We start from the raw sequence: 26,706 nt of genomic DNA, 5'->3' as shown, positions 1-26,706 counted from the left end.
TAACTCAATTGAGATTGAATTTTATCGGGATGGTAACCCACAGCTGAACATTTCGATTCTTGTATTTCGCAGGCTCGAATGTCCAGGACGGTATCATTTCACGAACCACATTGTCGAAAACCCCGGCGGGACGGGATTCCAGAATCTTCATTTTCTTGATCCGTCCGTCGATACCGATGAGAGCGCTTACGACAACCTCCCCTTCTATTTTCATCTGCTTCGCGCGTTCGGGATATACGATCGCCCTCTGTTTCGGGACAGGTTTCTCGTCGACTGTTTCCTCTGTCATAACAACATCGTCGAGATCACCGAGTAGTGATTCCGCGAGAGACTGCATTGCTTGCGTGGAAAATGTTGGCAGTTCGACGGAAATATCCGACAGGTTTCCCTCAAAACGCGGGACCGGTGCGAGTGAAATATCCTCCCGGGGCTCCCGTTTTTGTCTGTTTTCCATTCTTCTCGGAGGTTCGATCTTCTGTTTCTGTTGTTCGACGGTAAAAACGACATGCCTTTCCGTATTCAATTCATCATGTGATACGATTATCCGGTTCAGAAGGAAGACGCTTCCGAATACGGCGATTGAACCGCCCGCCGTTATCAATAGAACAGCCGCCTTTCTTTTCATCGAAGCTGTAATCGTGGTCTTCATTAATCGATATTCCCCGGTTATCTGGCTTCGGTCGCGACACCGACTTCATCGGCTCCGCCGAGTTTCGCCTGGTCGACGACTTCGACGAGCTTTTCCGTTGCCGTCAGTCTGTCGGCGACGACAAGTACCGATCTGGATGTAGAGGTATCCATGGCTTCACGGACCATCGATTGCAGCATCCACATTTTTACCGGTTGATCGTTCATGTACGGAACACCGTCCCTGTCCAGGTATATCCTGACCGATTTCGTCGATGCCAAAACGGAGTTTTTTGCCTGCGGACGGTTGATATCGATTTTCATGTCCTTGACAAACGTCGATGAAACCGCGAAGAAAATGATAAGCAGAAATACCATGTCGATTAACGGCGATATATTCAGGTCCTGCGGTTCATGTTTTTTCGGTAAAAATTTCACGCCATGCCTCCTTTGATTTTTCCTGCCGCGAATATATCTTTTATCTGCACGAGTTCTTTCTTCATCCGGTCTTCCCGCCGGTCCAGAATTCGTCCGGCGATCAATCCCGGTATGGCGATAAGAAGCCCGAACTGTGTCGTAAACAACGCCTCGGCGATGCCGTTCGCCACTCCTCCCGTTTGAGAATAAAACGTCTGTTCGGCGAGTGAATCGAACATTTCGATCATCCCCGTCACGGTACCGAGCAGGCCGAGAAGGGGTGCGATTATAACAACCGAGTGGATGATACCGCGGTAACGCGACATTGATTCGAGAATCGGGGAAAAAGCATCGTCAAGCCTGCCGTGAATGTTTACGCTTCCGAGGTTTGACGCCCAAACACGGTGCGCGGCGGCAACGGCTTCCCGGATATATCCGTCGGAAATCTCATTTTCCCCCGGACAGAACCGTCCTGCAAGCGTCCTCACGTCTTCTTTCGCGCCTCGCTTCAGATGAACGAAACGGTAGCCGAGTGAATACCACAACATTACAGTACACACGAGAAGCGGCCACATCACGAATCCTCCCTGCGCCATGTAGGACACACATTCATCTAACAACTCGAACACGATCATACCCCCTGGGGCACCATATCGGTCTCTTCATCGATGCCGCTGAGTTTATATTCACCGTCCGAATACGTTTCACCGTCACGGGATTCGCCGGTGTCGTTCGGGCCCGCCGATATGTTGAGTACCCGTAAAGCGGTGACTTCGAGTATCGTCGTGATCCTGTCCGCCCGGGATGTGAGAAGGTTACCGAAGAGAAGAACCGGTATCGCCACCATGAGACCGAATTCCGTCGTTATAAGGGCTTCGGAAATCCCGCCCGAAAGCAGTTTCGGATCTCCGGTCCCGAATTGGGTGATGACTTCGAATGTCGAAATCATTCCGGTGACCGTACCCAGAAGGCCCAGAAGGGGCGCCACTGCCGCGAACACGGTGATGGCCGATCTGAAAGCGGTAAGCCGTTTTTGTTCATTGAGTATGCTTTCGGACACGATATCTTCGATATTGACGCATTTTTCAATGATCCCCCCCAATGTGTCGGCGAGAACCCTCCCGATTGCACCGGGAAGTTTTTCCGCATACGCCAGCGCCCCTATCATGGAACCATTCTCGACATCATTCATGAGTTTTCCGAGAATCGCCGTATTACTTCTTCCCGTTTGAAAAAGAAGAAATGTCCTGACTATAATAAGAAAGAAAGCGGCGCAGCCGATAACAATGATAGTTAATCCGATAATACCGCCTCCCTTTATCGTGTCGAGTATCGTTTTATGCTGCCCGAACGACTGTGCCGGTTTTTCGAGCGATTCATAAAGAAAAACAGGAAGCGAGGACGGAACAGCGCCTTCGGCAAGTTTTTTAGCAAGTGGAGCGGTTTTTTCGTCGATGAGGCTGAGATTTCCCCCTCCTATCGGGGCGAGTGTACCGCCCGTTTCTCCGCTTATTCCGTAGCATGCGATACGGCCGATATTGACAATCTCGCCGTTCGCTTCTTTTCCGTCCTTCATGAAGAAAACACCGGGCACCGTACCGATTTTCCCGTATAATCCCAGAATTTCGATGGATTTTTCAAATACATGGTCGAGTTCAGCCTCCATTTGTTCGGATTCCGTGATAGCGGAATTCTTTTGATAGGGCGTAATCCCGTTTTTCGATAACCGTTGATTTCCCTGATTGATAATCGATGCTGTCATCGCGGCGGTATCATCGGCTTTTTCCATCGCCGCTTCAACGACCCTTCTTTCTTCGATTCGTCTGTCGATGCGGGAAGTAAGATCGAGAAGTTCCGCATCGAGTGACAGAAGCCGTTCTTCCGCATCCGCGATCCTTTGCGCGCCTTCCCGCTCGACTTCCCGAATTCTCTTGTTGAGGATTCGAATTTCATTATCGAGAAAAACAAACTCTTTCTGGTACGCCGCAAAAAAAGGATCAACACCGCTATTGGTTTCCTGGGCAAATACCTTAAAAGACGGCACCATCATAGAAAGGATTACTATGATACTCATGTATAATAAGAACATGTCGTATACCGGCTTTCCCTCTCTACAGGGTAAAGACGCACATCCTGAATGGCAAAATAATCTTCTCGTCGCTTTCATTTCACAAATCCTTTCCCGGATAAGGGATAGTAAAACGGCCTTCGCGTATGTTTTTCCTGAGGGCGTCATACAATCGATCGATCTGGTCTTTTTCTTCCTCATTCCGTACCGATGTAAACTTCCAAGCGCCGCCCTCCTTTACCGCATAGCCGTATTCATTATCCCGGGTCCTGTAGTAAAGAAATACGAATCCCAATCTGATCACTTCCGCAAGAAATGTTTCCTCCCCCCGTTCGATCACCTGGCGGTAAATCCCGCTTTCGGTGGCAAGGCGAAACTCGGATTCGACGAAATTCCACAGACGGGCCAAAATTGCCGCCTCGTCGAGATTTCCGCCTACAAGCAGGTTTTCAAACGTATCGATCTCGGAAATCCTTTCCTCCTTCTGAAAGGGGAGGCTTTCATTTATATAAGCCCGTATTCTCAAAAGAACACGACCGGCGAGCTGTTTGAGAAAATCCTGCGACCCGCCTGCTTCGGAATTGCTTTTTCTGTATTCATTAAGTTCCCGTTCGTATTGCGCAAGCCGTAAATTTTCACGTTTTATCCTGGCTTCCATATCCGCGTGTTGTATCGAGAGGGATCTGAGTCGTTCATTATAATCCGCTTTTTTGTTTTCAAGCTTCGCCGAAAGCGCTTCCACTTCAGCCCGTTTTGAAGCGATTTCGGCGGCAAGATTTTCAAGGGCGCTGTCGGTTGTCTGGCCTAAAAGAAACACGGCCCCGAAAATAATAATGACGAGTATAAAAGTCTTTTTTTTGTTGTTGCTACGGTTTTCAATGGAAATCATCTTCCTCTCCTTGACAAATAATCCGCAGTACCGGATTGATCCGGCACTGCGGCATTGATACTGATCGTTTATCCCTAATCCGGAAAATTATCTTTCGGCGGTGGTTATCCAGCCCGCGGACCAGTCGGTCCCGTCCGGGTCGATCGCGCCGACAAAACCGGCGCCCGAAGAATCAAGCGCCCCGAATAGCGGTGTAATCGTCGTAATATCGTACGCGTCCGCACTCGGATCGTCATCGGGCACCATGTTAAAGGAATATTCGCCGCCGGCCAGGCTTGCAACTGCACCCGCGGGAAGATTGGTCGTCCCCGGTACATCGTTCGAGGCATCGGCTGAGAGATCGGCCGCCGTCACTCCGTCGGCATACGGAACCGTATCGGCGCACACACCCCGGAAAATCACCTCATCCGCGTCCGCGTTGTCCTGCCGTATGGATCCGGTATACCCCTGTATCACCGAATTGAGGACCCGCGCTTTTGTTCCCCTTCTAAAAAGTATTCCCCGCGCCGATGTATCGCTGTTGGCCACAATGGTAAAATTAGAAAGTGTCGGATCGGAAACGGGGGTTCTCGTGTACTCCGCGTTCAGGTTGTCTGCTTCGATCCCATTGTCGCCCGCACCCGGGTATTGCTGAAGAATGACATACTGTGCTGTTCCCCTCCAGCCCGATGTCCAGTCGAGTGAATCATCCTGCGCCCCGGTAATGACGACATGGCTGACCGAGACTGTTCCGCCGAAGAACTCGACACCGTCGTCCTTGTTCTGGTGGACCTGGATATAGTCGACTTCGGTTCCGGAACCGACTCCCTGAAAGGCGATACCGTTCAGTTCGTTTTCGGTGGTAAAGATCCGGCCTGCAAACTCGACCCGGACATATCGGAGCGTTCCGGAATCGTCGTCTTCGACATCGCCGCCGTATAATCCTGAGGCACCTTCGCCCTCGACGTTCATCCCTTCATTGGTCGGCGCCCTGCCGTTGATGACGAGCCCGCCCCAGTCGCCCGAAGCACGGTAGCCCGGTGCCTGAGCAGACGTGAAAATGATCGGATTATCCGCAGTACCGACGGCTTCGATCCTGGAATGCCTTGTAATGACAAGGAGTCCGGGTGTGATATCGTTGATGCCCCTGACCTCCGTCCCCGCTTCGATGGTAAGTGTTGCCGCCGATGAAGCTGAATCATTTCCGATAAAGACCGAGCCCGCCAAAAACCATATTTTGTCCGCCGTCCAGACCCTGTCCGAGGTAAAGGTTCCTATCACCTTGACGAGTGTTTCACCGCCGATCGTTCCTTCGGCCTCATAACCGCCCCCGTCGTCGATATAGGTAACGACAAATCCGTTACCGATCGGATCCCCCTCCTGAAGCCCTTTATTGGATTCTTCCGGTGGTGTACACGAAGCGGCCCAAAACAACATAACCGCCGCAACCAGGACAATTGTTGCATAATGTTTTTTTTTCATAACATTTCGCCTCCTGATAATAATATTTATAGAAGCGATTATGATAGACGGATTATTTTCTCCATGTTTAATAACTATTAAGATTTTATGAAAACGGATGGATTATCGCTATATAATGCATGCATTTATTTTAGGTTATTAGTTATTCCTTATTTTGTATCCGTTGTATTGAATGCATTATAATTATTATTTGATGAAATCGTCCGGGAATTGATTTTGTTTACTATTATTTTCTTTACTATATGAAACCATGCAAGCGTTTTAAGACAAAAGACAAACAAATACCTGTACATCTCCTCGACCTCCCTGATTATAAATGACTGTTTATGCAGTAAAACATAAACACACCTTATAGTTTATCATGGAGGGAACGCGCCGATATTATTTTATTGATAGTATTATATTAATTCTCTGTTATGGTTCCACTCAACAGAATCATCGCCATTACATTTTTTCATGTGGGAAAATATCACCCTCATATAACAGAAATACTATTTTAATTTTTCTATTGGATTGATTGGTTTTATCGAAAACATTTATGGCAGGAAAAACAATGAAGCAAACAAAAACAAATATCTGGAACGATATTTTCAAGAAATACGGAAAATTCTTTATAAACCCTCACGAAGATATGCACAAAATCGTACCTATATTGAAAGAGAGAGCGCATAAAAGAATTCTGGATCTTGGCTGCGGTACCGGAAGGCACATAATTTACCTTGCAAAAAGAGGATTCAATGTCTTTGGACTGGATAATTCTCCAAAGGCACTTTCCGTTGCTTCCAGGTGGGTAAAAGATGAAGGTGTTGAGGCCGTATTCACATCAGGTGACATGAAAGATCCCCTGCCTTTTGAAAACAATTTCCTAGATGCCGTCATTTCCATACAGGTCATCCATCACGCCGGTATTACAACAATAAAAAGCATTATCAGGGAAATAAAACGCGTTTTGCGAAGGGATGGATTGTTATTTATAACAGTTCCAAAATATAAAAACCAAGCGGCCAAATTCAAAATGATTGAACCACGTACATTTATACCCCTTGACGGAGAGGAGAAAGGATTGCCTCACCATTATTTTACTCCCGATGAACTGCATATATTGCTGTACGGTTTTTATATTTCAGACATCCATATGGATACACAAAAACATTATTGTGTCACTGCCTTTAAACGATAAAAACAAGAACCCGGCCTGCACAATTTCATTTGTATGACTGCCGTCATTCCCGTTTACATTATTCACGTAATCTCCATATAGCCAACGTTTGAAAACCGGGGACGGAGGTTCACTATTCCAATGAATTGTATTCTTATCTAAAATATTGTTCCTTGCCTGCTGAAATCCCGCATGCTACACTATCCGCTACGGATCGATAAACCGGTTTACTTTTACCGATCTTTTCAATATTTTTCTCGATCCGGTTCACATCCATCCTGTTCGGGCAGGATGACATAAGGAGAATGTTATGAATAAACGGCTTTTTTTAATTGTCTTTGTTTTTATAATCACGGGAGTACTTTCACTTCCGGCCCAGACCATGGGCGATGTCAACGGGAATTCGAGTATCGACATCGTCGATGCCCTTCTCATCGCTCAACATTACGTGGGCCTCAATCCGGGTGGATTCAATGCGGGCAGCGCCGACGTCAATTGTGAGGGCGGCATCAATATTGTCGATGCGTTGCTCGTCGCCCAATATTACGTGGGGCTTATTTCGTCCTTTCCCTGCGAAAGTCCGACACCCACCTCTCCTCCGGGCCAGATCGATTCGAGCCTCGTCGGTTTCGCGACACTGAACGGGGGAACGACAGGCGGCGCGGGCGGCCCCTCGGTGACGGTCAACACAGGGACGGACCTCCAGAACGCGATCAAAGCGGGCGGCCCCCGTGTCATCTATGTCAACGGGACCATTACCGAATCCAATTCAAGCGGCCTTTCGAAAATCGACATCAAGGATGTCAGAGACATTTCAATCATCGGTGTCGGAACAAGCGGGGAACTCAACGGGATCGGGATAAAGGTATGGCGCGCCGGCAATATCATTATCAGAAACCTCCGCATCCACCATGTCGACATCGGCGACAAGGACTGTATCGGGATCGAGGGACCCTCCGATCATGTCTGGATCGATCACTGCGAGTTGTACAACGATCTCGACCACGACAAGGACTACTATGACGGTCTTTTCGACGCCAAGGCGGAAAGCGAATACATCACCTTTTCCTGGAATTACTGCCACCATTCATACAAGACGTCGCTCGTCGGCTCGTCGGACAGCGACGACTATGACAGAAAGATCACCTACCACCACAACTATTTCGCGGACTGCAATTCACGCCTGCCGTCCTACCGTTTCGGAACGGGGCACATTTACAACAACTATTACATCAATATCGCGACGACGGGGATCAACTGCAGGCAGGGTGCGCAGCTCAGAATCGAAAACAACGTTTTCGAGTCCGCAGACGATCCCATCGGATACTGGGACAGCGACTCGACGGGGTATTGGGATGTAAGGGACAACCGGTTCATCAACTGCACCGGCAGCCGGCCGACCTCATCGACATGCACCTTCAATCCGCCGTACAGCTACCAGCTGCATTCGACGGATCAGGTAACATCGATCGTGACCGGGAATGCGGGTGTCGGGAAAATATAGGGGGAAAATCATTTCGGGGTCCGTCCGGCAAAGCGTATCGCCATCGATCACGCTTGCCGGGAATGCCGGTTGGACCCTTCAGTTTGAACAACGCCGGCCGATCTCCTTGTGCAGGCCGCTTTTATAATGCACGCGACAGTAAATGTCTTCAGCCCTACCGCACATTGATCTCCCGAACGGAAAACATCTTGTACCGGGCCTCCGCCGCGTCGGTGTTCCTGATCATGACCACCCCGCCGCCTTCGGTAATCGGCATGTTTTCGGGGTAGGGACAACCGGACGCAGGAACCGTCCACGATCCGTCGTCGATATACTCGATCGCCTTTTCCCATACCCCCCCGTTCGCTCCCCCGCTTGTTTTGTCGATGTACATTTCCAGCTTTACCTCGGAATCGCCCGATATATTGTACGCGCAGACCTTGACCCCGATCCACCGGCTGGATGGAAGGGGATCCCCGCCCCAGTACTCATGGTGCATCACGTAATCGCCGTCCGGATGCTTCAGTTCCTTGTAAAAATCGACATTCCCGTCATGTCTGAGGCGCGCGTAATAGGTGGTCGCGTCGCAGTAGTCACCCCAGCTCGAATGGCCGTTCGGCCCGCTTCTCACACCGATAACACACCCTCCCCAGTTCGCGCCGTCGGTTCCTATTCTCATGTAGTAAACGGTCACTTCCACGTTCTTGAAAAACATCTCCGGATTCGTTTCCTCCGTCCCCGGATACGGATTAATATAGATCCGCGGCTGGCTGCCGCCCATGGTCAGCATGCCCCTGCCATCGATGGTAAGCACCCCGCTTCCGCGGTATTCGGACCAGAATGTCGGGTCTTCAGGATCGTTCCCGCTCATGATATCGTTGGAAAGCGTTCTCTCGATACCATTGTCCCAGTGACGGGAATCCCAGCCGAGGGACGAGGTGAGGGTCGGATAGAACATCGTGATACCGAACACATCGACCTCCGTCCCCCCGGGGGGCAATGTGGGCACAGGCGTGGCGGAACAGGGGAATTCGTCAACCAGCCCAACGTAATACTGCGCGACAAGCAGGGCGTCCACGATATTTATCGCAGAATCGCAGTTCACATCCGCCGCATCAAGAGAAAACACAGCCGGATTAAGCCCGACATAATACTGGGCAACAAGCAACGCGTCGACAATAGTGACGGTCCCGTCATTATTGACATCGCCCGGGGACTGGGCGTACGGATACACGACAATGCCTGCAAGCACCATTAATATGAACCATATTCGTTTCACAATTCCTTTCATTGGTTCCTCCTTGCTTTTTCTTTCATTATGACACCTTCCGGGGCATTTTCGCATTCAATTTTAACTCCGATTAATGAGATTTTCGGGCCAATTAATGTGGTTTTATGCCGCCCCCGCGCATTCATTCGATGCGGCAGGTCAAACCGGCGATTCGCCGGTTTGACAATTGTCGTAAATCGGTATACGATAGTCCATGGTGAAACCAAAGGACATTCTGCGTTACGCAGCCTTTCTTTTCCCCCTGCTTTTCCTTATCCCCATAATCTATGCCGTCATGCAGCACCCCCTGCACCTCTTCCCGTGGAAACAGCGTGTTTACCGGGTCGACGCATATTCGGACGAAGGGGATCCTTCCCGAAACACGGCCTCTTCAATCGATCTTTTCAAGACCGATGTCAATGCGGTCACCCTGGAATATACCCTCCGCGACGGGGTCACCTTTCCGTATGCTGGTTTCTACTTTTCGACGGATGTCAATGACAAAGGCATCGATGTCTCCGATTTTGATTATGTGAAGATGACGGCCGCCGCAGCGGTAAGGGATGTTTATCAGATCAAAATAAAAACCCATCTCGAGGGACATACGGTCGAAAACGATTCAAACACGAGGTGTCCGCTGGAAAAGGCGATCGTTCTGGAAAACTTCATGAAGGAATACCGCATCCCTTTGTCCGAATTCGAATTTCTCGACTGGTGGTTCGACCGGCAGCACTTATCCCGCAAGGATTATTCTCCCAATAAACTGCTCCGCATAGTCGCGTCGGTCAATATCCAGCAGACGAAAAAAATCACGCAGAAAACGGAAGAACCCGGCGGATTGATTGTCGGTGAATTCTCTTTTCACAGGTCGTTCACCCTCCTTTATATCCTTTCCGGTACCGGATTTCTCCTGTCCTTTGGCATTCTGATCGCATTTCGCGTCCGGGCGGGCGGGAAGAAGGCGGAAAGCGGCGCCCAGTTCCATTTCGACTACAATCCCGTCGATATCGCGAGTCACGCGGAGGAGGACACCAGGCGGCTCGAAGCTTATATCATGGAACATTACACGGACCCGGACATGACCGCCGGCATGTTGCACAGGCACACGGGAATCGCCCGGCGCCGGATCGCCGGCCTGATCAGGAAGAAGCACGGCCTCACCGTCAAACAGCTTGTTTCAAGGATACGCCTTCGAGAAGCCGCAAGACTCCTTTCGGAAACCGACAGAAATATCACGGAGATAGCGTCGGCACTCGGATTTTCGAGTTCTTCCTATTTTTTTCAGGTATTCAAATCCGCATATCACCTGTCCCCCTCCGAATACAGGAAAAAAAACCGCCCGGCATAGTCCCCTTCGCGACACGGCGATAAGCCTTGAGGTCATTCAAAAGACCTGAGCCCCTCCGTGATGCTTTCGAGTCCTTTCACCTGTACGGCTTTGATCCCGATCCGTTGCGCTCCCCTCACATTCTCGGCAAGATCGTCGAAAAAAACGACGTCACTCTTTTTAATCCCGATTTCCGCAAGCACATACTCGAAGGCGTCCTTCTCCGGCTTCCTGAGTCCGATAATATGCGAATAAAATACCCGTTCGAAGCGTCTGAACAAATGGCCGTATTTTTCTTCCATACACGCGTAATGCACTTCGTTTGTATTGCTGAAAGCCGCGAGGCGATAGTTTTTTTCGAGATTTGCCAGCAAACCGTCGATCCCGGCCGTTTCTTCAACATAAATTGAATTCCAGCCTTTCTTGAAATCGTCAGGAAGAAACCTGACGCCGAGCATCCGTTCGATATGATGCGCGTATTCGTCCGTTGTCACCGCGCCCGTTTCATACTTCTCATACATATGATCGACCCTGAATGTACTTCTCAGGAATTCGACGGATTTCCCGCATGTTTCAGCCCAATATTCGAACATGGGCTCGAACGACCATCGAAACACGACATTACCGAGGTCGAAAAGCAGCGTTGTTATATGAATATGTCTCACTCCCATCAGTTATCTTAACACGGATAATGATGAAAGATAAGTATTTGGGATGAAATTTATACACGGAATGGGGACGGAGGTCGAATTTCCTGAAACAGAGGTCGTACATACAGTCTTTGTTGAATAATTTTTATTCTCTCCTGTCATGAAAAACGTCCGCTTCTACCTGCACGGACGACAATAACGGATTTCCTTGCTAACTTTTACTTATCTCTGCAATACTGAATGCAGAAAAAGAATGTTATCCCGGATTGGTTGATATTATTACGATTGCTTTACAGGAACAAATTTTTTATAGGAACAGGATAACAAAACATCAAGCTCGAGCGCTGGCCGGTAAACAGGAAAAGGGAAAGCTTATATCAACCGGCCGTCGGTAAAAAAGATAACTCTTTACTTTATTGATAAATTATGATATAAAAAAAAGCTGTAGTGAAAAAACGTGCTATTTATTTGTAGACACGATTATATTTAGATAGAAAGATAAGATGGTGCTGTACTCAAAGCGGGAAAATGTCCGGCAGGAATGGACTTTCAGTTCACGCGACGGTGAATGTATCAAATCCTGCCCGACCTGAATATTCTCATATATAATGGTAAAACAAGATACCGAATGGTATCGGACTGACAATAAAGTAATATCAATAGTAAAACTGGAGGAATTATGAAAAGTCTGACATTACATTATCGATCTCATCCGTGGGACTATGGAAGAATAAAGGGGACCATTCCAATGGTCATACTGCTTTTCATCGTTACCCTGATTCCCGGTGCCGCATTCGGTACTCCCTGTTGCGATGCATCCATTATCGCGACGGAGCGGCTGACCGTTCAATCCGGGGCAACCCTTCTCGGAGATGTCATTGCCGGAACCGCTTTTATTCATCCTGATGCGACGGTAGACGGGAATTTGGAGTTTAACGGAAGGGATGTCTCATGGAACCACCGGCGCTTCAAAATGCCTTTTTATAGGTCAGGTAAAAGAATCTGCTTCGGTCGTTTTCACGAAACACCCGTGTCCGGAGAAGAAGATATATATATTCCGGTAATTCCGGCCGAGGCGTTTCCCGTAATTAATCGAATGGTAGTTATCAAAAACGGAATGAACGAATATCTTGCCCCGGGGGCTTTCGGCGACACCAGTGTGCATTCCCGTTCATCGATTTGGCTGCGCAGCGGAACGTATAATTTTAAATCCTTGAATATCGGACCTGATGTAACAATAAATTTCGATACCGGCAACGGTCCGGTACGTATCAACGTAGCGGGCAAGGTTTTACTCGGCAGCCGGATTCACTATCATATAAACGGATCGGGCATGATTGTTCTCTACGGACTTGATGATATATCACTCTTTCCGAACCAGGAATTTCCGGGTTCGCTTATCACACCCTTTGGTGAAGTATCGATCATGCCGGGGGTAATCGTGGAAGGGAATGTGGGTGCGCGAAGCATAACGATTTCTTCCGGCTGCCGGGCCGGAAGCACAGACACGGGTTTGTTCGGCACCATGGAGGCCGTGCCCGGAAACACCGGACCTTTTGATCTCTTTGTGGTTGCGGAAGACATCGAACCCTTTGGTTCCGCCAATGAAGGTATCGACGATTTGGCGGGCACCGCCGGAGACGATTATTTTGACGGCGGTGATGGTGCGGATACAATCGACGGTTTTGACGGTAATGATGTAATACGCGGCGGTGAGGGAAACGACACCCTCTTCGGCGGTTATGGTTCGGACAGAATGACTGGAGGAGCCGGGGAGGATTATATCGACGGGGGCAATGGCGATGATGTCGTATCGGGCGGTGACGGCGATGATACGCTGATTGTATCATCGGGCCGGAATATTATAAACGGCGGGAACGGTAACGACAATATTTCCGGAGGAATCGACGCCGACTGGATCTGCGGCGGCGGGGGCGATGACCTTGCAAGCGGTGGTCAGGGTGACGATACCTATGTGTATGCCCCCGGCGACGGCAACGACCGTTTCGACGGAGGACCGGGAGCGGATATCATCGGCCTGGACCGTGTGCTCACCATCAAAGGGTGGAAAATCACGCCCGACGGCGGTTCCCGGCAGCCGCTTTATTCATACTTAATGTTCAGGTCGACATCCGACACGATCAGCGGGGTAATAACAACACCGAAAGGAGAAACCCTCCGGTTCTTCGATGTTGAGGATATTCTTGTTAATTATCCCGTCATGGAATCCGGCCGTTCAATTCCAGTCGCTCTCCCCCGCATGAACCGGCATCTCGATATCCAGACGGTGGTTATCAGCGGATTACCTCAATCGGTTATTGTCAAAGAAGGCAGTATGCCGCAACTCGACAAGAATGGAGAATATTTCCAGCTGCTTGACGCAAAAACGCTGCTCGACAACACGATATGCCTTGACGTGCGTCCCGGTTTTTTCGGAAAACTCAATCTCAAGGTGACAGCATTTTATAAAACACATCGTAAACTGCATAAATGGAGTACACCGCTCCATCTGTATATAACCCCGACGAATGATACCCTTCTTTTTGCACAGTCGGGCGACTTCGGCATCGATGTTGTGAACGGTGAAGCCGTACAGGGCCGTATCCCTCTCGATATTGTCGTCAATCCCCTGTTGAAAAGAAATGTCCGAATCACTCTATCCGGTCTCCCTTCCGGGGTCTCATTGATACGGCCGGATGGAAGCGAAATCCTTTATACCGATGGGTGCGCCGTTCTGGCCAAAGAGGACCTGACGGGTCTTTCTCTGGACATCAACGGGCAATACGAATCATTTCAAATCAATGTGACGCTCGAAGGCTCATCCGATTGCAGGGGCGTAAGGGCCGTCCGGACAATCTTCGTCCCGGTGTCAAATGATATGTATGTGGCGAACAACGGCGATACCGTTATTCGGTTCGACGGCAGACGAAGCGACTTCACCGTCAAACGTATCGGCAATGTACTGGAAATCTCCTCCATTGACGACCCGGGCATGATCACAAGGGTAAACATGATCGTTGTCGATCACCTCCGATTCGACGACGGTTTCGTATCGAGCCGCGATTATACGACGGACATCGATCTTTCGTCTTTCCTGAACCAGCCTCTGGATCCGAACACCTTAATACTCGTCTCGGACCTGCCTGCCGGTGTTATCCCCAATAATTCCATTCCCGTGGACAAAGGCGTCTATGCGATTCCGGTTCGGGACATTCAGAACAACATAATCAGTCTTGACCATTCAACGACATGTTTCAGCGTCAGCGGCGGCATGCATATCAGTGCATATGTCGCAACAGACGCCCAGATGGAAGCATTGAACGGGGCGGCCCGTATCAGCGGTTACGCCAATGCCCGGTTATACGCAGACGCGGGATTCGATGCCGCTTTAACGGTCGGCCCCGATGGAGTACGCATGGGCGCACGGGCATATATTGAAGCCGGAGCCGTGGCGACGGCGGGCGGATCGGTTACCCTGGGGAATGCCGTAACGGCGACGGGCACGGTAACGGCGGAAGCATATGTCTCGGCGGAACTTGAAGCCCATTTCCAGGCGACCGATGAAGACTTTACCGTTGAGGCGTATGCGGGGGTACAGGCGAATGTCTCGCTTTCGGCTGACGGGGAAGTCAGACTGGCGGCCATTCCCGGAACTTCGGCGGGTGCCGGAGGCGCCGTCGGTGCATCGGCTTATGCCTATGTCGACGGACAAGGCGGCGTTCATTACGGCGACGGTGATTACGGTGCCGAGGGGGATATGAATCTCGGCGCCGGCGTATCCGCGAACGCGGCGTATTACGCCGAAGGCCAGGTTGCCGGAATCGGGATGAACGGCGGCGGCGGCGTCAGCGCAGGTGCCGCGGTGGAATTCGGAGTGGGCGGGGAATTCGGCTTCAGCGACGGAACACTCACTGTCGGGATTTCCGGGGAGATCCAGTTGATACTGGGAGTGGAGATCGACCTGAGTTTCCAGATAGATTTCAACGAAATAGCCGATACGGCCGAACTTATCGGTGAAGGAGTTATCGATGTCGCCGAAGCGATCGGGGAGGGATTCATTACCGTCGCCGAGGCGATCGGTGAAGGATTCATCACCGGGGTCGAAGCGGTCGCACAGGGCTTCATTACGGTAGCGGAGGCCATCGGAGAGGGATTCATCACCGGGGTCGAGGCGGTCGCCAACGGATTGATCGATGTCACCTCCGCGATCGCGAACGGATTTATTACCGGGGTCGAGGCGGTCGCCAACGGTTTCATGGATGTCACGACCGCGTTGACCAATGGGTTCATCACGGGTGTCGAAGCCGTGGCCAATGGATTCATGGACGTCACCACTGCCCTTGTCGACGGTTTTATTTCCGGGGCGGATGCCGTCAGGGAAGGTTTTATCTCAATCGGAGAAGCCGCCCTCGGCGGATTTATCGACGCCTCGACGGCAATCGCCGAAGGATTCGTCGATTCGGTTGAGGCCTTTGAGGCCGCCGGCCGCGCCGTGTGGGAAGCGGGCAGCGATTTCGTCGACGGCCTCGGCGACTTCGGTATCGATGTCGCCGAAAATATCGGCGATTTCTTCAGCGATATCGGTGATGCGACGATTATATGCACGGAATTATACAGGCAGGGATTGATGGAGGAATGGGTTTTCAGAGCGGATACTGAATTCGGCGCATTGCTGCATAAAACACGGCCCGATGTCATGACGGGCTACTATGTGCTGGCGCGTCCCATTGTTTCTTTGATGAAGAAATCCGGAACATTCACTCATATCGTCAATTTCTTCGCAAAACCCTGGTCGCATGAAATGGCGTACAGGCTTGGTGCCGCGCCCAAAGGAAATTTAGGCGGGGCGATAATAATGTCCGCCGGAATGCCGTTGTGCGATATTGTCGGAAAAATAACGAACGGAAAAATCAATGTGCTTTTATTATCGTTTACGATGATATGTCTTCTCATGTTCTTGTATTATTTTAAAATGATACAAAAAAATAACAAACGATATATCGCGCTCGAACTCACGGCACAGGGAATACAAAAAAGTTTCGTTGATAAAATAAATGAAAAACTTGTTATCAACAAAGCATGTAACGGAAAAACCGGGTGTATGCATCCGGCCGGCTAACAGGATATGCAACGACGGGAAAACACCCAATCTCCTTATCGAGGTTGGGTGTTTTTTCTCGAAAAAACCGACGACAAACGGCATCATCAGCCAAACAGCTTTTTATCATTCTCCATGATCCGCTTCTTCCAGCGTTTTCGCCAGGCAGGATATTTTGCGGTCTGTTCCTGGAACGGCATGAAGAGAAGACAACGCCTGTATTGAATGAACAACCTCAGATGATCCAGCCACTCCGGCAAGGGACTCCTGAATTGTTCGTACCCCTTCATAAAAGATGAATATAAAAACCGCTTCCGATCTTTATCGAGTGTCCGTATGGTTTCCAGCCCGCCGGTTTCGAGGCTGACGAATGAATACAGGGCCGCCGCGACTTCGCAGGTAAAAAAATGGAATCGTGCCACATCAAAATCAATCAGGGTGAGATCGAATTTATTACGCTCCTGTCCTGTTGCCGAAGCCGGATTGAAGATAAAATTCGCGGCATGGGCATCATTGTGTATGAATCCGTAGACTTTTCGCTCGACATCAAGACGCAGAACGGCATGCTTCAACCTTTCCCAGGCCGAACCCACTTCATCATCCCGGCACCACGAGCGGAAGAACTCCCATTCCTCCGTCCAGTCAGACAGCAGACTCTGCTTCTTTTTATTAGCGGTAAACCCTTCTTCCGGTAATTCCGATGCAACGGTATGTAATTTCCCGAGGATCGTGCCGATATGTCTGTGAAACATGCCGTTCCTGACAACAGTATCGCCCGCATTCACCGGTCTTCCGGGGACATACGGATAAGAATAAGCGAGCCAGTTTTTTCCTTCAAAAGAACATATCTCAAAATGATTCCCGTTGACCGACAATTCGGGTTCAATGACGCTCGTTCCGCTTTCCGACATCCGTTTTATATACAAAATCTTTTCTTCCATGCGGAACAACGCTTTATCATCCGTTTGTGCAAAATCGACAAACTTTATAACACGTTCACCCTCACTATGTTCGAACCGAAACACTATCCCGTCCGACCAGTCCTGACCCCCACCCAAAAAGATAATGGACGGGGGATCGGCACCGAATCGCGGTGACAGCGTGTTTTTTACAAAATCCGGTAAGCTCTTCATCGTTCCATAAGTATAAAGGCGGTTCCTCTATCAATATACCGGTATTTGGTGCATTTATGTGAACGCCATGTTACTGTTTTGATTCCTGCCGCATAATCTCCTGCAATCGTTGGTACCCGAAATGCGCAATGAGATTGTCAAGGACGACAAGGGCCGTATAATTTTCGGCAACGGGCCAGATTCTGGCAACGATAGTCGGGTCACGTCGTGTAATAGCACCGAGATCCCTGTTTTCGAGGGTATATTTGTCGATTGTATGCTGTTTTTTATTGATTGTCGGTGTCGGTTTGACGGTACAACGAATGACGAGGGGTTGTCCGGTGGCAAGCCCCCCCGTGATTCCGCCGGCGTTATTTGAATCGAATATTACCTTCCCCTTTTCCGAACGCATCTGATCATTGCATTCGTAGCCGGTCATATCTTTGACCTTTATTCCGGCCCCTATCTCGACTGCCTTGACCGCTCCGATGCCGAGCATTCTTCCGAGTTCCGCATCGAGTTTATAAAAGACCGGTTCTCCCAGTCCGACGGGAACACCATCGACGATAATCTCGACAATACCGCCGCTCGAATCACCCGTCGCCGTTATCCTGTTTACCGCTTCGACCATTTCCTTTGCGGCCGAAATATCCGGGCAATTGACAATATGATGTACCCTGTACTTTTCAAGAATTTCCTCTTCCTTTATTGCCGGTGCCTTTTCCCTGACCTGATCGATTTCCTTCTCGATCTCTGCAAATACACTCATTTTTTCGAGAAAACGCATATCGGCATGAATCCGTCCTTTTTCATAAATCTCCTGATAAAAGGGATCGTAATCCCGCCGCATTTTTTTATAGGATTCGGTGTATCTGAAGGCGACATCATGGACGATATCACCGCAGTTGACGCCCGCCGCTTCTTTAACATACGAACAAATCCTGATGCCGCAGGCAGCAAGGATTTTCTTGGCCACGGCACCCGCGGCGACGATGGTACTCGAGTATCTCCCGGAGAAAATTCCCGCGCCAATCGCATCATCCGCGAGTCCGTACTTGTTGAACGATGCGAATGAGGCATGTCCCGGCCGCGGGGTCCGGTTTGTATCCTGATATTGTTTTATATGAATGAAATGCCTGTCGAGATTGGGGATGAGAATACAGAGCGGCGTGCCATTGGTCAGATGTTTATTTCCCGCGTTCTCGACCGTATCGGCGGCGTTCACGCCGCAATAGATGACCGGAAGATCCGGCTCCTTTCTCGGTGAAGACAGTTCATCCGCTCCCGGCTTCCTCAAAAGAAGATCCGCGTAGATCTCCGGTTCCGTAATACTCATGCCCGCAGGAACGCCCTGCAAAACCGCGGTCAGTCCTTCCTGATAAGACCCGCCCCCGACAGTTACCTGAAAAATCCGTCCCAGATGGCAACCGATCATAATCAAACACTCCTTTTTTTTAGTATCGATATTGGTGTGTCCCACCTTCCGGAATCAATAGAAAATGAAACAATACCATATTTATCAGGATTTGAACGGGGATGCATGAAATCACCCCCCCGTTGTCTGCAACAATAAAGGGCATTGAAAAAAGAGTCAAGTGGCATCGTCCGAAAGTATTCGTTCACCTGCCGGGAAATTTCGTGATGATGCCGGTGCGTTGCGTCAATGATAGGATTCGAGAAGACCGGGCAGCGAAACCTTTCCCTCATATATCGCTTTACCGATAATAATACCGATAATACCCGGATGGGCCTTCCGTACTACCGCTTCCACATCCGCCTCCGAACCGATTCCACCCGAAAGAATAACGGGTAATTTCGATTGTTCCGCGATCAGGGCTGTCCGGTCAATATCCGGCCCGTCCAATGCCCCGTCATGGGCGATATTCGTATAGATAATTCCGGTAAAACCGATGTCTCTAGCCTCACACGCCAGACCGACATCGTCGACCCCGGCATTGTCTTCCCACCCGGATATCTTCACATTCCCGTTCACAGCATCGATACCCGCGATAAAAACATCCCCATATTCTTTTACCCAGGAAGCGACCGCCGTCGGCTGCTGCGCTAAAACGGTGCCCAGAATAAGTTTATCAATACCGATCGAAAGCAATTCTTCGACATCGATCGGTGTTCGGATACCCCCCCCGACCTCAATGGTCGCACCGACTGCCTTTCTTATGAGTCCGATTTTTTTACGGTTATTCCGTCCTTCACCACGGGCGGCATCCAGATCGATAATATGAATTCTCCGCGCACCCGCATCTTCGAAACTGTGGGCAATCTCCACAGGATCTTTCGAATATACCGTCGCCTGGTTATATTTGCCCTGGTAAAGGCGGACGCAGGAACCATTCAATATATCGATTGAAGGTATAATAATCATTTAAATTATCCTTATTGACGAATAAGTATTTTAAGGAAAGTATTATTTTTATTTTTTTTCTTCCAGATCCCGGAATTCCAGTTTATGTGATTTGTCCACTTCCTCGTACATTTGTCCGAGTTCCGAAAGTCGTTTCAGCCTGTCGAACGTCTCCTGGGTTGTGGTAAACCCCTCTTTCAAGGCGGTTTCGATATCGATTGAAATATCTTCATCATTATCCATACAGAAACCCAGCTCGAGTATCTCCCCCTTTGAACCTTTTCCTTTCATAAGTTTGAGATAAATAGGCATCGTCTCATTTCCTCCTTTGGATAATTATGTAAACCTACCGCATCGTTTCAAAAAGATACTCCCTGATTCCACTTCATATCACACCGAATCACGCAATCTTAATATATGAACATGGTCCCTGTCAAGACCGATTTCTCTTAATTGCCCGCAGGCCGCCCCGCGATCGACCCTTACTATTGAACGGTCCGTGTCACCCTGTATTTCTTGATAAAACCCACAGGACGGTAACTCATTTTTGCCTGCCTTAAGCCCTCGTCTCCCATATCCTGTTCGCGGTTTATCGTCTTGTATTTTTCCGGTAAAAACGACGCGAAACACTTGTTAATGAACTGATAAAGCCCTTTATATTCGCCGATTGCCTTTTCGAAATGGATCGCGAAACACGTTCCCCCCTGGAGTTCCTCACCGAGTGTGTATGCCGCCGGATTGCCGTCAACATAGACGATGGAACCGCAAAGCTTGAGATCCTCGATATGGTAAAGGGCTTCTTTTGCCCCCGCATAGTCTCCGTCCTCCTCTCTCGATTCTCTCCACAGATCGAGCACCCGCAGCGCATCACCCACATTATCCGCCTTGATCCGTTTTCCCGTATAATTATAATTGTTGAGGAATGCGTTGATAAGATTTCTTTTTTTATGATATTTTCTTCCCTCCAGTTCCGCCAGATGTTCCCTCAGATAGATATAATCGAAATTATCTCTGTCTTCCTTCACATGATATCCATACTCCCGGAGCATCCGGGTCTGGGGCTCTGAAACAAGTTTCAATAACGAATAGCGATCGAACATTTCTTCGAGCATCGATTTTTCGGGAATTCCGAAAGGGAGCAGGAAAAATGATTCGTTATTCCTTTTTCCCGTTATAATATATTTCCCTTGTTCCAATTCCGCTATTTGAAATGAATTCTTTTTCCTGAAAAGATATATATTGGCGAACGTAAACTCGGAAATGCCATCGGAAAGCCCGCTGAAACAGGGGTGTAATTCATCGCGCATTGAAATATCGATTTCCGAAAACTCCGGATAGTGTGAAATCATAGCGATATTATATTACAAATAAATTATTGTTGTATCAAGGCCTTCACGTTATTGACTTCGATAATTCAATCCATTAGAATTTAATTACGCATGTATCGCCTCATATAAGGAGCAGATTATGAGAATCTACATATATTTGTTTATAATAACAGCGCTTGTTCTGCCATGGTCATCCTGCCGGGGCAAGCAAGATACGACGGCACCACTTGCCGGCGGGGACCGGAAAGAGGAACTCCCCGATACAACGACACCAGGTGATGAAGAAAAAGCGATACCTGCGGCAGGAGAAGATGAAAGTGAGATAACAGCGGAAAAATCCTCGACATCCGACCGCGCGACAACGAGTAACGGTATTTCCAAAAAGGCCTCTTCGGTACAGGATGATTCCTCGAAGGAAACAATCACAAGAAAAGAACCGGGAGAAGGAGAAGAAGGTGAAATCACCTATCTCGAAGGAAACGTCGGTATTACAAGAAACGCCGTTTCACTCGATGCTTCCCGGATCGATACGGGAACGAGAATAATGAATTACGATCTCGTTTCGACAAAAGAAAATAGTATGGTGGAAATAGAAGTGATCTCGGCGCGATGTCCCGCGACAATTATCACCGTCGAGGAAAACACGGCATTCACATTCGATATCAACAGGATCGATGGAACGGAAACGACACAGCTCGATATGTTTGCGGGTTCTATCGCGTTGAAAGTCGACGCCCTCGCGAAAAGCCAGGATCTTCTCGTGAATACGGGCGAGACCGCCATGGGGGTCAGGGGGACGGCATTTACCGTGACCACACTTCCGACCGGGGAGGTGCTGGTTACCTGCAAGCAGGGACGAGTCGAGTGTAAGGATACCTCGGGAAAACGGCTTTACGCCCAACCGGGAAAGGTCGTCGAAGCGGGAAGTGAAGCCGCCGTACAAGAGGTGAACGTTCCGGTTGCCGATGTCGAGACGTACAGGGACGATTGGTACACGAAAAAGGTAACGCTGTTAAAAGGAAACGCGCTTTTGCAGATCAAAAAGCTTGCCGCCGAATACGAGAAGCGGCTTTCACAGTTCACGGAAGCCTACCGGGCGCTTTTTGCCGAATCGGATATTATCGACAAATGGATACAAGAAGATAAAAAAGGTGCAACGGGTACGAATATGGAGGTGATGAAGGAAAAAAAGACGATCATCGGGCACCTCTACGCGATACAGAAAAGTCTTTTCTGGTTTCAGCGGATTTATTTCAGACTCATCGAACTCAAGCGGTTCCACGATCTCGGTTTCGGAAAGGGGAATATACGTGAAGGCTTATCCACCGATACCTTTTTCAATAATCTTCTTAAACAAAATATCGAAAAAAAACTCGCCGATATCAGGTATATTTATAAATTGTATGCTTTACGCAACAACGGCTCCGTCCCTATCGGAAGCGTTTCGGATGATTTTACAGACGACGATGACTTTTTTGATGACGGCGATTTCTTCGATGACGATGATTTTTAGAAAAAAAACTCAAAATTAATGCCTGCACAGTCAGTTCTCGAAGCGCGGCGGCAAATATATGAAAATATACCGGAAAACAGGACTGCATCGTCAAGATGCCGTTTTCTTACGGTAACGGAACCTTCTCTATGTAATCCTTCCAGTGGATTTTCCTCAAGAATTGTGATGATTTTTTATGTAGTGCGGCGCCAGGGTCGGCTTGACTACTCTACCGGGGTATAGTACATTGCTATTAATGATCTTCACACAAGGAGGTGTATCATGACGTTTTATAAAAGTGTTTTTATTCCTATGATATTGATCGTTATGACGCCGTTCTTCCTCTCCGCGGACGAAGGCTCGCACGATCTCAGTGTCGACGACGTACTCGGGGAGATCAGAGCCGAACAGGGGGTGAATCTGAACAGGGAGATCGACCCGGAGGAGGTAAGCGACCCGCTTCTGGAAAAACTCGGAGAAGCATACATGAACCTGATGGTACCGGATGAAAGGCAGCACGAGTGGATGGACAGAATGATGGGAGGAGAGGATTCCGAAAGCCTCGAGGCGATGCACAGAATGATGGGATACCGGTACCTTACGGGCGGAGGCTTCCGCGGCAGGGAGTACCGCGGGATGATGGGGGGAATGCCGATGATGGGCGGATACGGGTACTACGGCGGAGGAATGCATCCGTTCCTCTTTCAATGGTGGTGGTGGCCTCTTATCGTTCTCATTCTTGCCGGAGTAGTCACCGTCATCGTGGCCGTCTTTCGCCGCGGAAAACATGCAGGGCCCGCTCCCCTCGAAATTCTGAAGGCCAGACTGGCGAAAGGCGAAATAACGAAGGAAGAATTCGATGCATTGAAACAGGATATCCTTTAGAAAGGAGGAATTACATTATGGAAAAAGATATCATATGCGGAATGGATGTCGATCCGAAAAAAACAGGAATAAAAGCGACGTATAAAAACAAGACGTATTACTTCTGCTCACCGGGATGCAAAGCCGCTTTTGAAAAGGAACCGGACAAATACGTCGCCCCCTGAGGGGCGGAGCAGCCGGAATCTCGCTTCACTTTGAGGATTGACGGGCCGCCGAAACGAATCGCCCCGTCAATCCTTTCTGATTTTGATAAACCCGGCGTTGACCGCGACGACCACGGTACTCAGCGACATGAGAAGCGCGCCGATCTCCGGAGAGAGAACAAACCCGGCCCCGTATAACACGCCGGCCGCGAGGGGAATGGCCACGACATTATAACCGGTCGCCCAGACAAGATTCTGTACCATTTTACGGTAGGTCGCCCTGCCGAAGAGAATAAGCTCAGCGACATCGAGGGGATTATTGTTGACGAGAACGATATCGGCGGTTTCCGCCGCGACATCCGTTCCGCTCCCGACGGCGATCCCGACCTGTGCCTGCGCGAGGGCCGGCGCGTCATTCACCCCGTCACCGGTCACCGCCACATACTCGCCCCGCTCCTGTAATTCCCTGACCTTCTCAAGTTTCTGATCCGGCAGCACTTCGGCGAAGAAACCGTCCATGCCGAGTTCCCCGCTTACTTTTTCCGCCGCCCAACGATTGTCACCCGTCATCATCAGGCATTCGATTCCCCTGTCCTTGAGTTTTTTAATCGCTTTACGGGATTCGGGACGTATCGCATCCGAAAGGGCGATAGAACCGACCGGTTTATCGTCTGCAATCAAAAAAACGCGCGTTTCCCCCGTACTCTTTTCTCCCCCGCCCGGTTCCTGTAATCCCGTCTCCTTCAAATACCCCGGACCGGCGACGATGACCCTTCTGCCGTCAACCGATCCTTCCACCCCCCTGCCCTTGATTTCCCTGAATTGCGACACAGGCTCGATACGCACCCCCATCGCTTTCGCCTTTTCGACGATGCCTTTTGCGATCGGATGTCCCGATTGTGTTTCGAGGGCGGCAGCAAGCCCGATTACCGACCGCTCATCGAACGCCCCGTCATATACGGCGACATCCGAGACCTCGAAACTGCCTTTCGTGAGTGTTCCCGTCTTGTCGAAAAGAACGGTCGTTATTTTTCTGGAGTTCTCGAAGGCCGTCCGGTTTCGAATCAGGAGGCCGTTTCGCGCGGACAGGGCGGTCGACCGCGCCGCTACCAGGGGGATTGCAAGCCCGAGCGCGTGGGGACAGGTAATCACCATCACCGTAGCCATCCTCGCGATTGAAAACTGGAGTCCGCGGCCCGAAAGAAGCCACGCGATCAACGTCGTTATTCCGACTGCGATTGCGATAATCGTCAGCCACATCGCCGCCTTGTCGGATAACGCCTGTGTCCGAGATTTTTCGGCCTGCGCATCCCGTACCATGGCGACGACCTTCGCAAGATATGAATCTTCTCCGGTTCCCGAAACGCGCATTTCGAACGAAGCGTCGTCATTCAATGAACCGCCGACGAGTCTGTCCCCTTCTCCCTTTTTAACGGGGCGTGCCTCACCGGTAAGCATCGATTCGTTCACATACCCGGTTCCGGCGACGACGATACCGTCCGACGGAATCTTTTCTCCCGGCTTTACCACAATCACGTCATCCTTTTTTATTTCCTTGAGGGGAACGTCGTTTATCGCGTCTCCCGTTTTACGGTGGGCGATATCCGGCATGAGACCGGCGAGCTTTTCCAAAGCTGCCGAAGCGCTTACCACCGACCGCATTTCTATCCAGTGACCCGCGAGCATGATATCGATAAGGGTCGCGAGCTCCCAGTAAAAGGGAGTTCCTTCGAACCCGAATGTGACGACTCCGCTGTACGCATACGCGACACTTATCGCAACCGCAATAAGCGTCATCATTCCCGGAAGCTTTTTGGAGAGTTCATCCTTGAAGCCTTTCAGAAAAGGCCAGCCCCCGTAAAAATAGATAAACGTGGAGAGGGTGAAAACGATATACCTTGAACCGGGAATAATGAGAGAATAGTGCAGCAAATTCTGTATAAAGTCCGATAAAATCAATACCGGAATGGTGGCGAACAGGGATACGTAAAAACGCCTGCGGAAATCCATGATCATCATCCGGTGATGCGCGACGTGGCCGCCGCCGTGCCCTGAATGGCGAGACCCGTTAATGTCCATTTCGTGGTGACCATGGTTGTTATTTCCATCATGCCCGGTATGGTCATTCATGTCATGTGTATTCATTTCAAATCCTTTCTTTTTCTCTCATCTATTCACACTCCTTTCATTATTACCTTTAGCCGTTCCTTTTTTATATACTTTCATTCACGTTATCATTGACTGTTATCCGCATTATTTATTGTATGAGAATACAAGACAGCCCCTGCCGTCATGTATCCATAGACGTGAAGATAAAAAACGGACTATGCGGTGTAAGCGAGGGTCAGCAGCTATGCCCCGCCGGCATTGTCGCAGCGGCCGGGGGAGCCCAGAACAAGCGATTCGATAACCTCGTATAAACGATCGATATTGTCCTTTGTAATCTTTAGCAGCGCCGTCTGGCGGAGATTCAGTCCGCCCGCGCTTTTATTGCTGATTATATCCACGCCGTTTTCAATCCTGTTCAGTACCGGCCGGATTTTTTTCAGAAGCACTTCATTACCCGTTTTTGACGCCGATACTTTTTGCCGCAACTTCTCGTTCTGGCGTTTGAGGCCGTTGTTGATATCAAACAACTTCACATTCGTCTTTCTCAGACTTACAAGGTAGACGGCGACGATCCCGCCGAGAAGCGCCCCGATAACGGCGAAATACGCCCCCATGGCGAGATGTGAAACGGAAAAGGATTCAATCACAATCGCGAAAAAATCGAAAACGTCTTTTTCAAAAAGGCAGACGACAACCAGAGAGGCCGGGTGAAGAAACGCATACCCGATGATAAAACCCGCCGCTACAAGTACCGCAGGGGATCCCTCCATTCTCTTTGTTTTCATGGGTGCCCCCCTTTATGAATCTATATAATAGAAACATACCC

Annotated in this window: 22 protein-coding genes; 7 read left to right on the top strand and 15 right to left on the bottom strand. The window is 49.6% G+C overall.

Annotation, left to right across the window (positions count from 1 at the left end; translation table 11 throughout):
- Positions 1–4: 4 nt before the first annotated feature.
- From JW881_02400 to JW881_02375, 6 genes are all read right to left on the bottom strand, one after another.
- Positions 5–649 (bottom strand): energy transducer TonB, encoded by a 645-nt coding sequence (locus JW881_02400; GenBank protein ID MBN1696341.1) that lies wholly within the window; start codon positions 647–649, stop codon positions 5–7.
- A gap of 17 nt (positions 650–666) precedes the next feature.
- Positions 667–1,065 carry a biopolymer transporter ExbD gene (locus JW881_02395; protein MBN1696340.1) on the bottom strand — a complete coding sequence of 133 codons (399 nt, stop codon included), beginning with the start codon at positions 1,063–1,065 and terminating at the stop codon, positions 667–669.
- A complete protein-coding gene (locus JW881_02390; GenBank protein MBN1696339.1) occupies positions 1,062–1,673 on the bottom strand; it encodes a MotA/TolQ/ExbB proton channel family protein in 612 nt (203 codons plus the stop codon). Before JW881_02390 ends, JW881_02395 begins: the two co-directional genes overlap by 4 nt.
- Before the next feature lie 2 nt (positions 1,674–1,675).
- Complete coding sequence (locus JW881_02385; GenBank protein ID MBN1696338.1) at positions 1,676–3,118, bottom strand: MotA/TolQ/ExbB proton channel family protein; 1,443 nt, start codon at positions 3,116–3,118, stop codon at positions 1,676–1,678.
- 94 nt (positions 3,119–3,212) lie between these two features.
- Entirely contained in the window at positions 3,213–4,001 is a 789-nt protein-coding gene (locus JW881_02380; GenBank protein ID MBN1696337.1) for a DUF3450 family protein, read from the bottom strand.
- An 87-nt stretch (positions 4,002–4,088) separates the two neighbouring features.
- A complete protein-coding gene (locus tag JW881_02375; GenBank protein ID MBN1696336.1) occupies positions 4,089–5,462 on the bottom strand; it encodes a hypothetical protein in 1,374 nt (457 codons plus the stop codon).
- Positions 5,463–6,015: 553 nt separating this feature from the next.
- Between JW881_02375 and JW881_02370 the strand changes: the two genes are divergently transcribed.
- A complete protein-coding gene (locus JW881_02370; GenBank protein ID MBN1696335.1) occupies positions 6,016–6,642 on the top strand; it encodes a class I SAM-dependent methyltransferase in 627 nt (208 codons plus the stop codon).
- 289 nt (positions 6,643–6,931) lie between these two features.
- A complete protein-coding gene (locus JW881_02365; protein MBN1696334.1) occupies positions 6,932–8,125 on the top strand; it encodes a hypothetical protein in 1,194 nt (397 codons plus the stop codon).
- A gap of 154 nt (positions 8,126–8,279) precedes the next feature.
- Here the strand turns inward: JW881_02365 and JW881_02360 are convergent, their stop codons facing one another.
- A complete protein-coding gene (locus JW881_02360) occupies positions 8,280–9,395 on the bottom strand; it encodes a dockerin type I repeat-containing protein (protein MBN1696333.1) in 1,116 nt (371 codons plus the stop codon).
- A gap of 193 nt (positions 9,396–9,588) precedes the next feature.
- On the opposite strand from JW881_02360, the gene JW881_02355 reads away from it, so the two are divergent.
- Positions 9,589–10,722, top strand: coding sequence for a helix-turn-helix transcriptional regulator (locus JW881_02355; protein ID MBN1696332.1), 1,134 nt, complete (start codon positions 9,589–9,591; stop codon positions 10,720–10,722).
- 32 nt (positions 10,723–10,754) lie between these two features.
- Here the strand turns inward: JW881_02355 and JW881_02350 are convergent, their stop codons facing one another.
- A complete protein-coding gene (locus JW881_02350) occupies positions 10,755–11,372 on the bottom strand; it encodes an HAD family phosphatase (GenBank protein MBN1696331.1) in 618 nt (205 codons plus the stop codon).
- 658 nt (positions 11,373–12,030) lie between these two features.
- Between JW881_02350 and JW881_02345 the strand changes: the two genes are divergently transcribed.
- A complete protein-coding gene (locus JW881_02345) occupies positions 12,031–16,470 on the top strand; it encodes a hypothetical protein (protein MBN1696330.1) in 4,440 nt (1,479 codons plus the stop codon).
- A gap of 86 nt (positions 16,471–16,556) precedes the next feature.
- Here the strand turns inward: JW881_02345 and JW881_02340 are convergent, their stop codons facing one another.
- The 5 genes from JW881_02340 to JW881_02320 all read right to left on the bottom strand — a co-directional run bounded on the left by JW881_02340 (position 16,557) and on the right by JW881_02320 (position 21,230).
- Positions 16,557–17,582, bottom strand: coding sequence for a phosphotransferase (locus JW881_02340; protein MBN1696329.1), 1,026 nt, complete (start codon positions 17,580–17,582; stop codon positions 16,557–16,559).
- Between the two features lie 70 nt (positions 17,583–17,652).
- Complete coding sequence (locus JW881_02335; GenBank protein ID MBN1696328.1) at positions 17,653–18,996, bottom strand: chorismate synthase; 1,344 nt, start codon at positions 18,994–18,996, stop codon at positions 17,653–17,655.
- A 225-nt stretch (positions 18,997–19,221) separates the two neighbouring features.
- Positions 19,222–19,944 carry a 1-(5-phosphoribosyl)-5-[(5-phosphoribosylamino)methylideneamino]imidazole-4-carboxamide isomerase gene (gene hisA, locus JW881_02330; GenBank protein ID MBN1696327.1) on the bottom strand — a complete coding sequence of 241 codons (723 nt, stop codon included), beginning with the start codon at positions 19,942–19,944 and terminating at the stop codon, positions 19,222–19,224.
- Positions 19,945–19,992: 48 nt separating this feature from the next.
- A complete protein-coding gene (locus JW881_02325) occupies positions 19,993–20,235 on the bottom strand; it encodes a hypothetical protein (GenBank protein ID MBN1696326.1) in 243 nt (80 codons plus the stop codon).
- Between the two features lie 173 nt (positions 20,236–20,408).
- A complete protein-coding gene (locus JW881_02320) occupies positions 20,409–21,230 on the bottom strand; it encodes a DUF2156 domain-containing protein (protein MBN1696325.1) in 822 nt (273 codons plus the stop codon).
- A gap of 160 nt (positions 21,231–21,390) precedes the next feature.
- On the opposite strand from JW881_02320, the gene JW881_02315 reads away from it, so the two are divergent.
- The 3 genes from JW881_02315 to JW881_02305 all read left to right on the top strand — a co-directional run bounded on the left by JW881_02315 (position 21,391) and on the right by JW881_02305 (position 23,792).
- Positions 21,391–22,764: a FecR domain-containing protein gene (locus JW881_02315; protein ID MBN1696324.1), complete on the top strand. Its 1,374-nt coding sequence runs from the start codon at positions 21,391–21,393 to the stop codon at positions 22,762–22,764.
- 261 nt (positions 22,765–23,025) lie between these two features.
- Positions 23,026–23,628 (top strand): SHOCT domain-containing protein, encoded by a 603-nt coding sequence (locus tag JW881_02310; protein MBN1696323.1) that lies wholly within the window; start codon positions 23,026–23,028, stop codon positions 23,626–23,628.
- A 17-nt stretch (positions 23,629–23,645) separates the two neighbouring features.
- The gene (locus JW881_02305; protein ID MBN1696322.1) at positions 23,646–23,792 is read left to right on the top strand and encodes a YHS domain-containing protein; all 147 of its coding nucleotides are present in this window, start codon (positions 23,646–23,648) and stop codon (positions 23,790–23,792) included.
- A 66-nt stretch (positions 23,793–23,858) separates the two neighbouring features.
- Here the strand turns inward: JW881_02305 and cadA are convergent, their stop codons facing one another.
- On the bottom strand, positions 23,859–25,850 hold the full coding sequence (cadA, locus tag JW881_02300) for a cadmium-translocating P-type ATPase (GenBank protein MBN1696321.1): 1,992 nt from the start codon (positions 25,848–25,850) through the stop codon (positions 23,859–23,861).
- A 272-nt stretch (positions 25,851–26,122) separates the two neighbouring features.
- On the bottom strand, positions 26,123–26,665 hold the full coding sequence (locus tag JW881_02295) for a hypothetical protein (GenBank protein ID MBN1696320.1): 543 nt from the start codon (positions 26,663–26,665) through the stop codon (positions 26,123–26,125).
- Positions 26,666–26,706: the final 41 nt, after the last annotated feature.

The organism is Spirochaetales bacterium (assembly GCA_016930085.1).
In the GTDB taxonomy this organism is placed as follows: domain Bacteria; phylum Spirochaetota; class Spirochaetia; order SZUA-6; family JAFGRV01; genus JAFGHO01.
The sequence above is the reverse complement of the archived record's forward strand: the minus strand, read 5'-3'. Positions and strand labels throughout refer to the sequence as shown.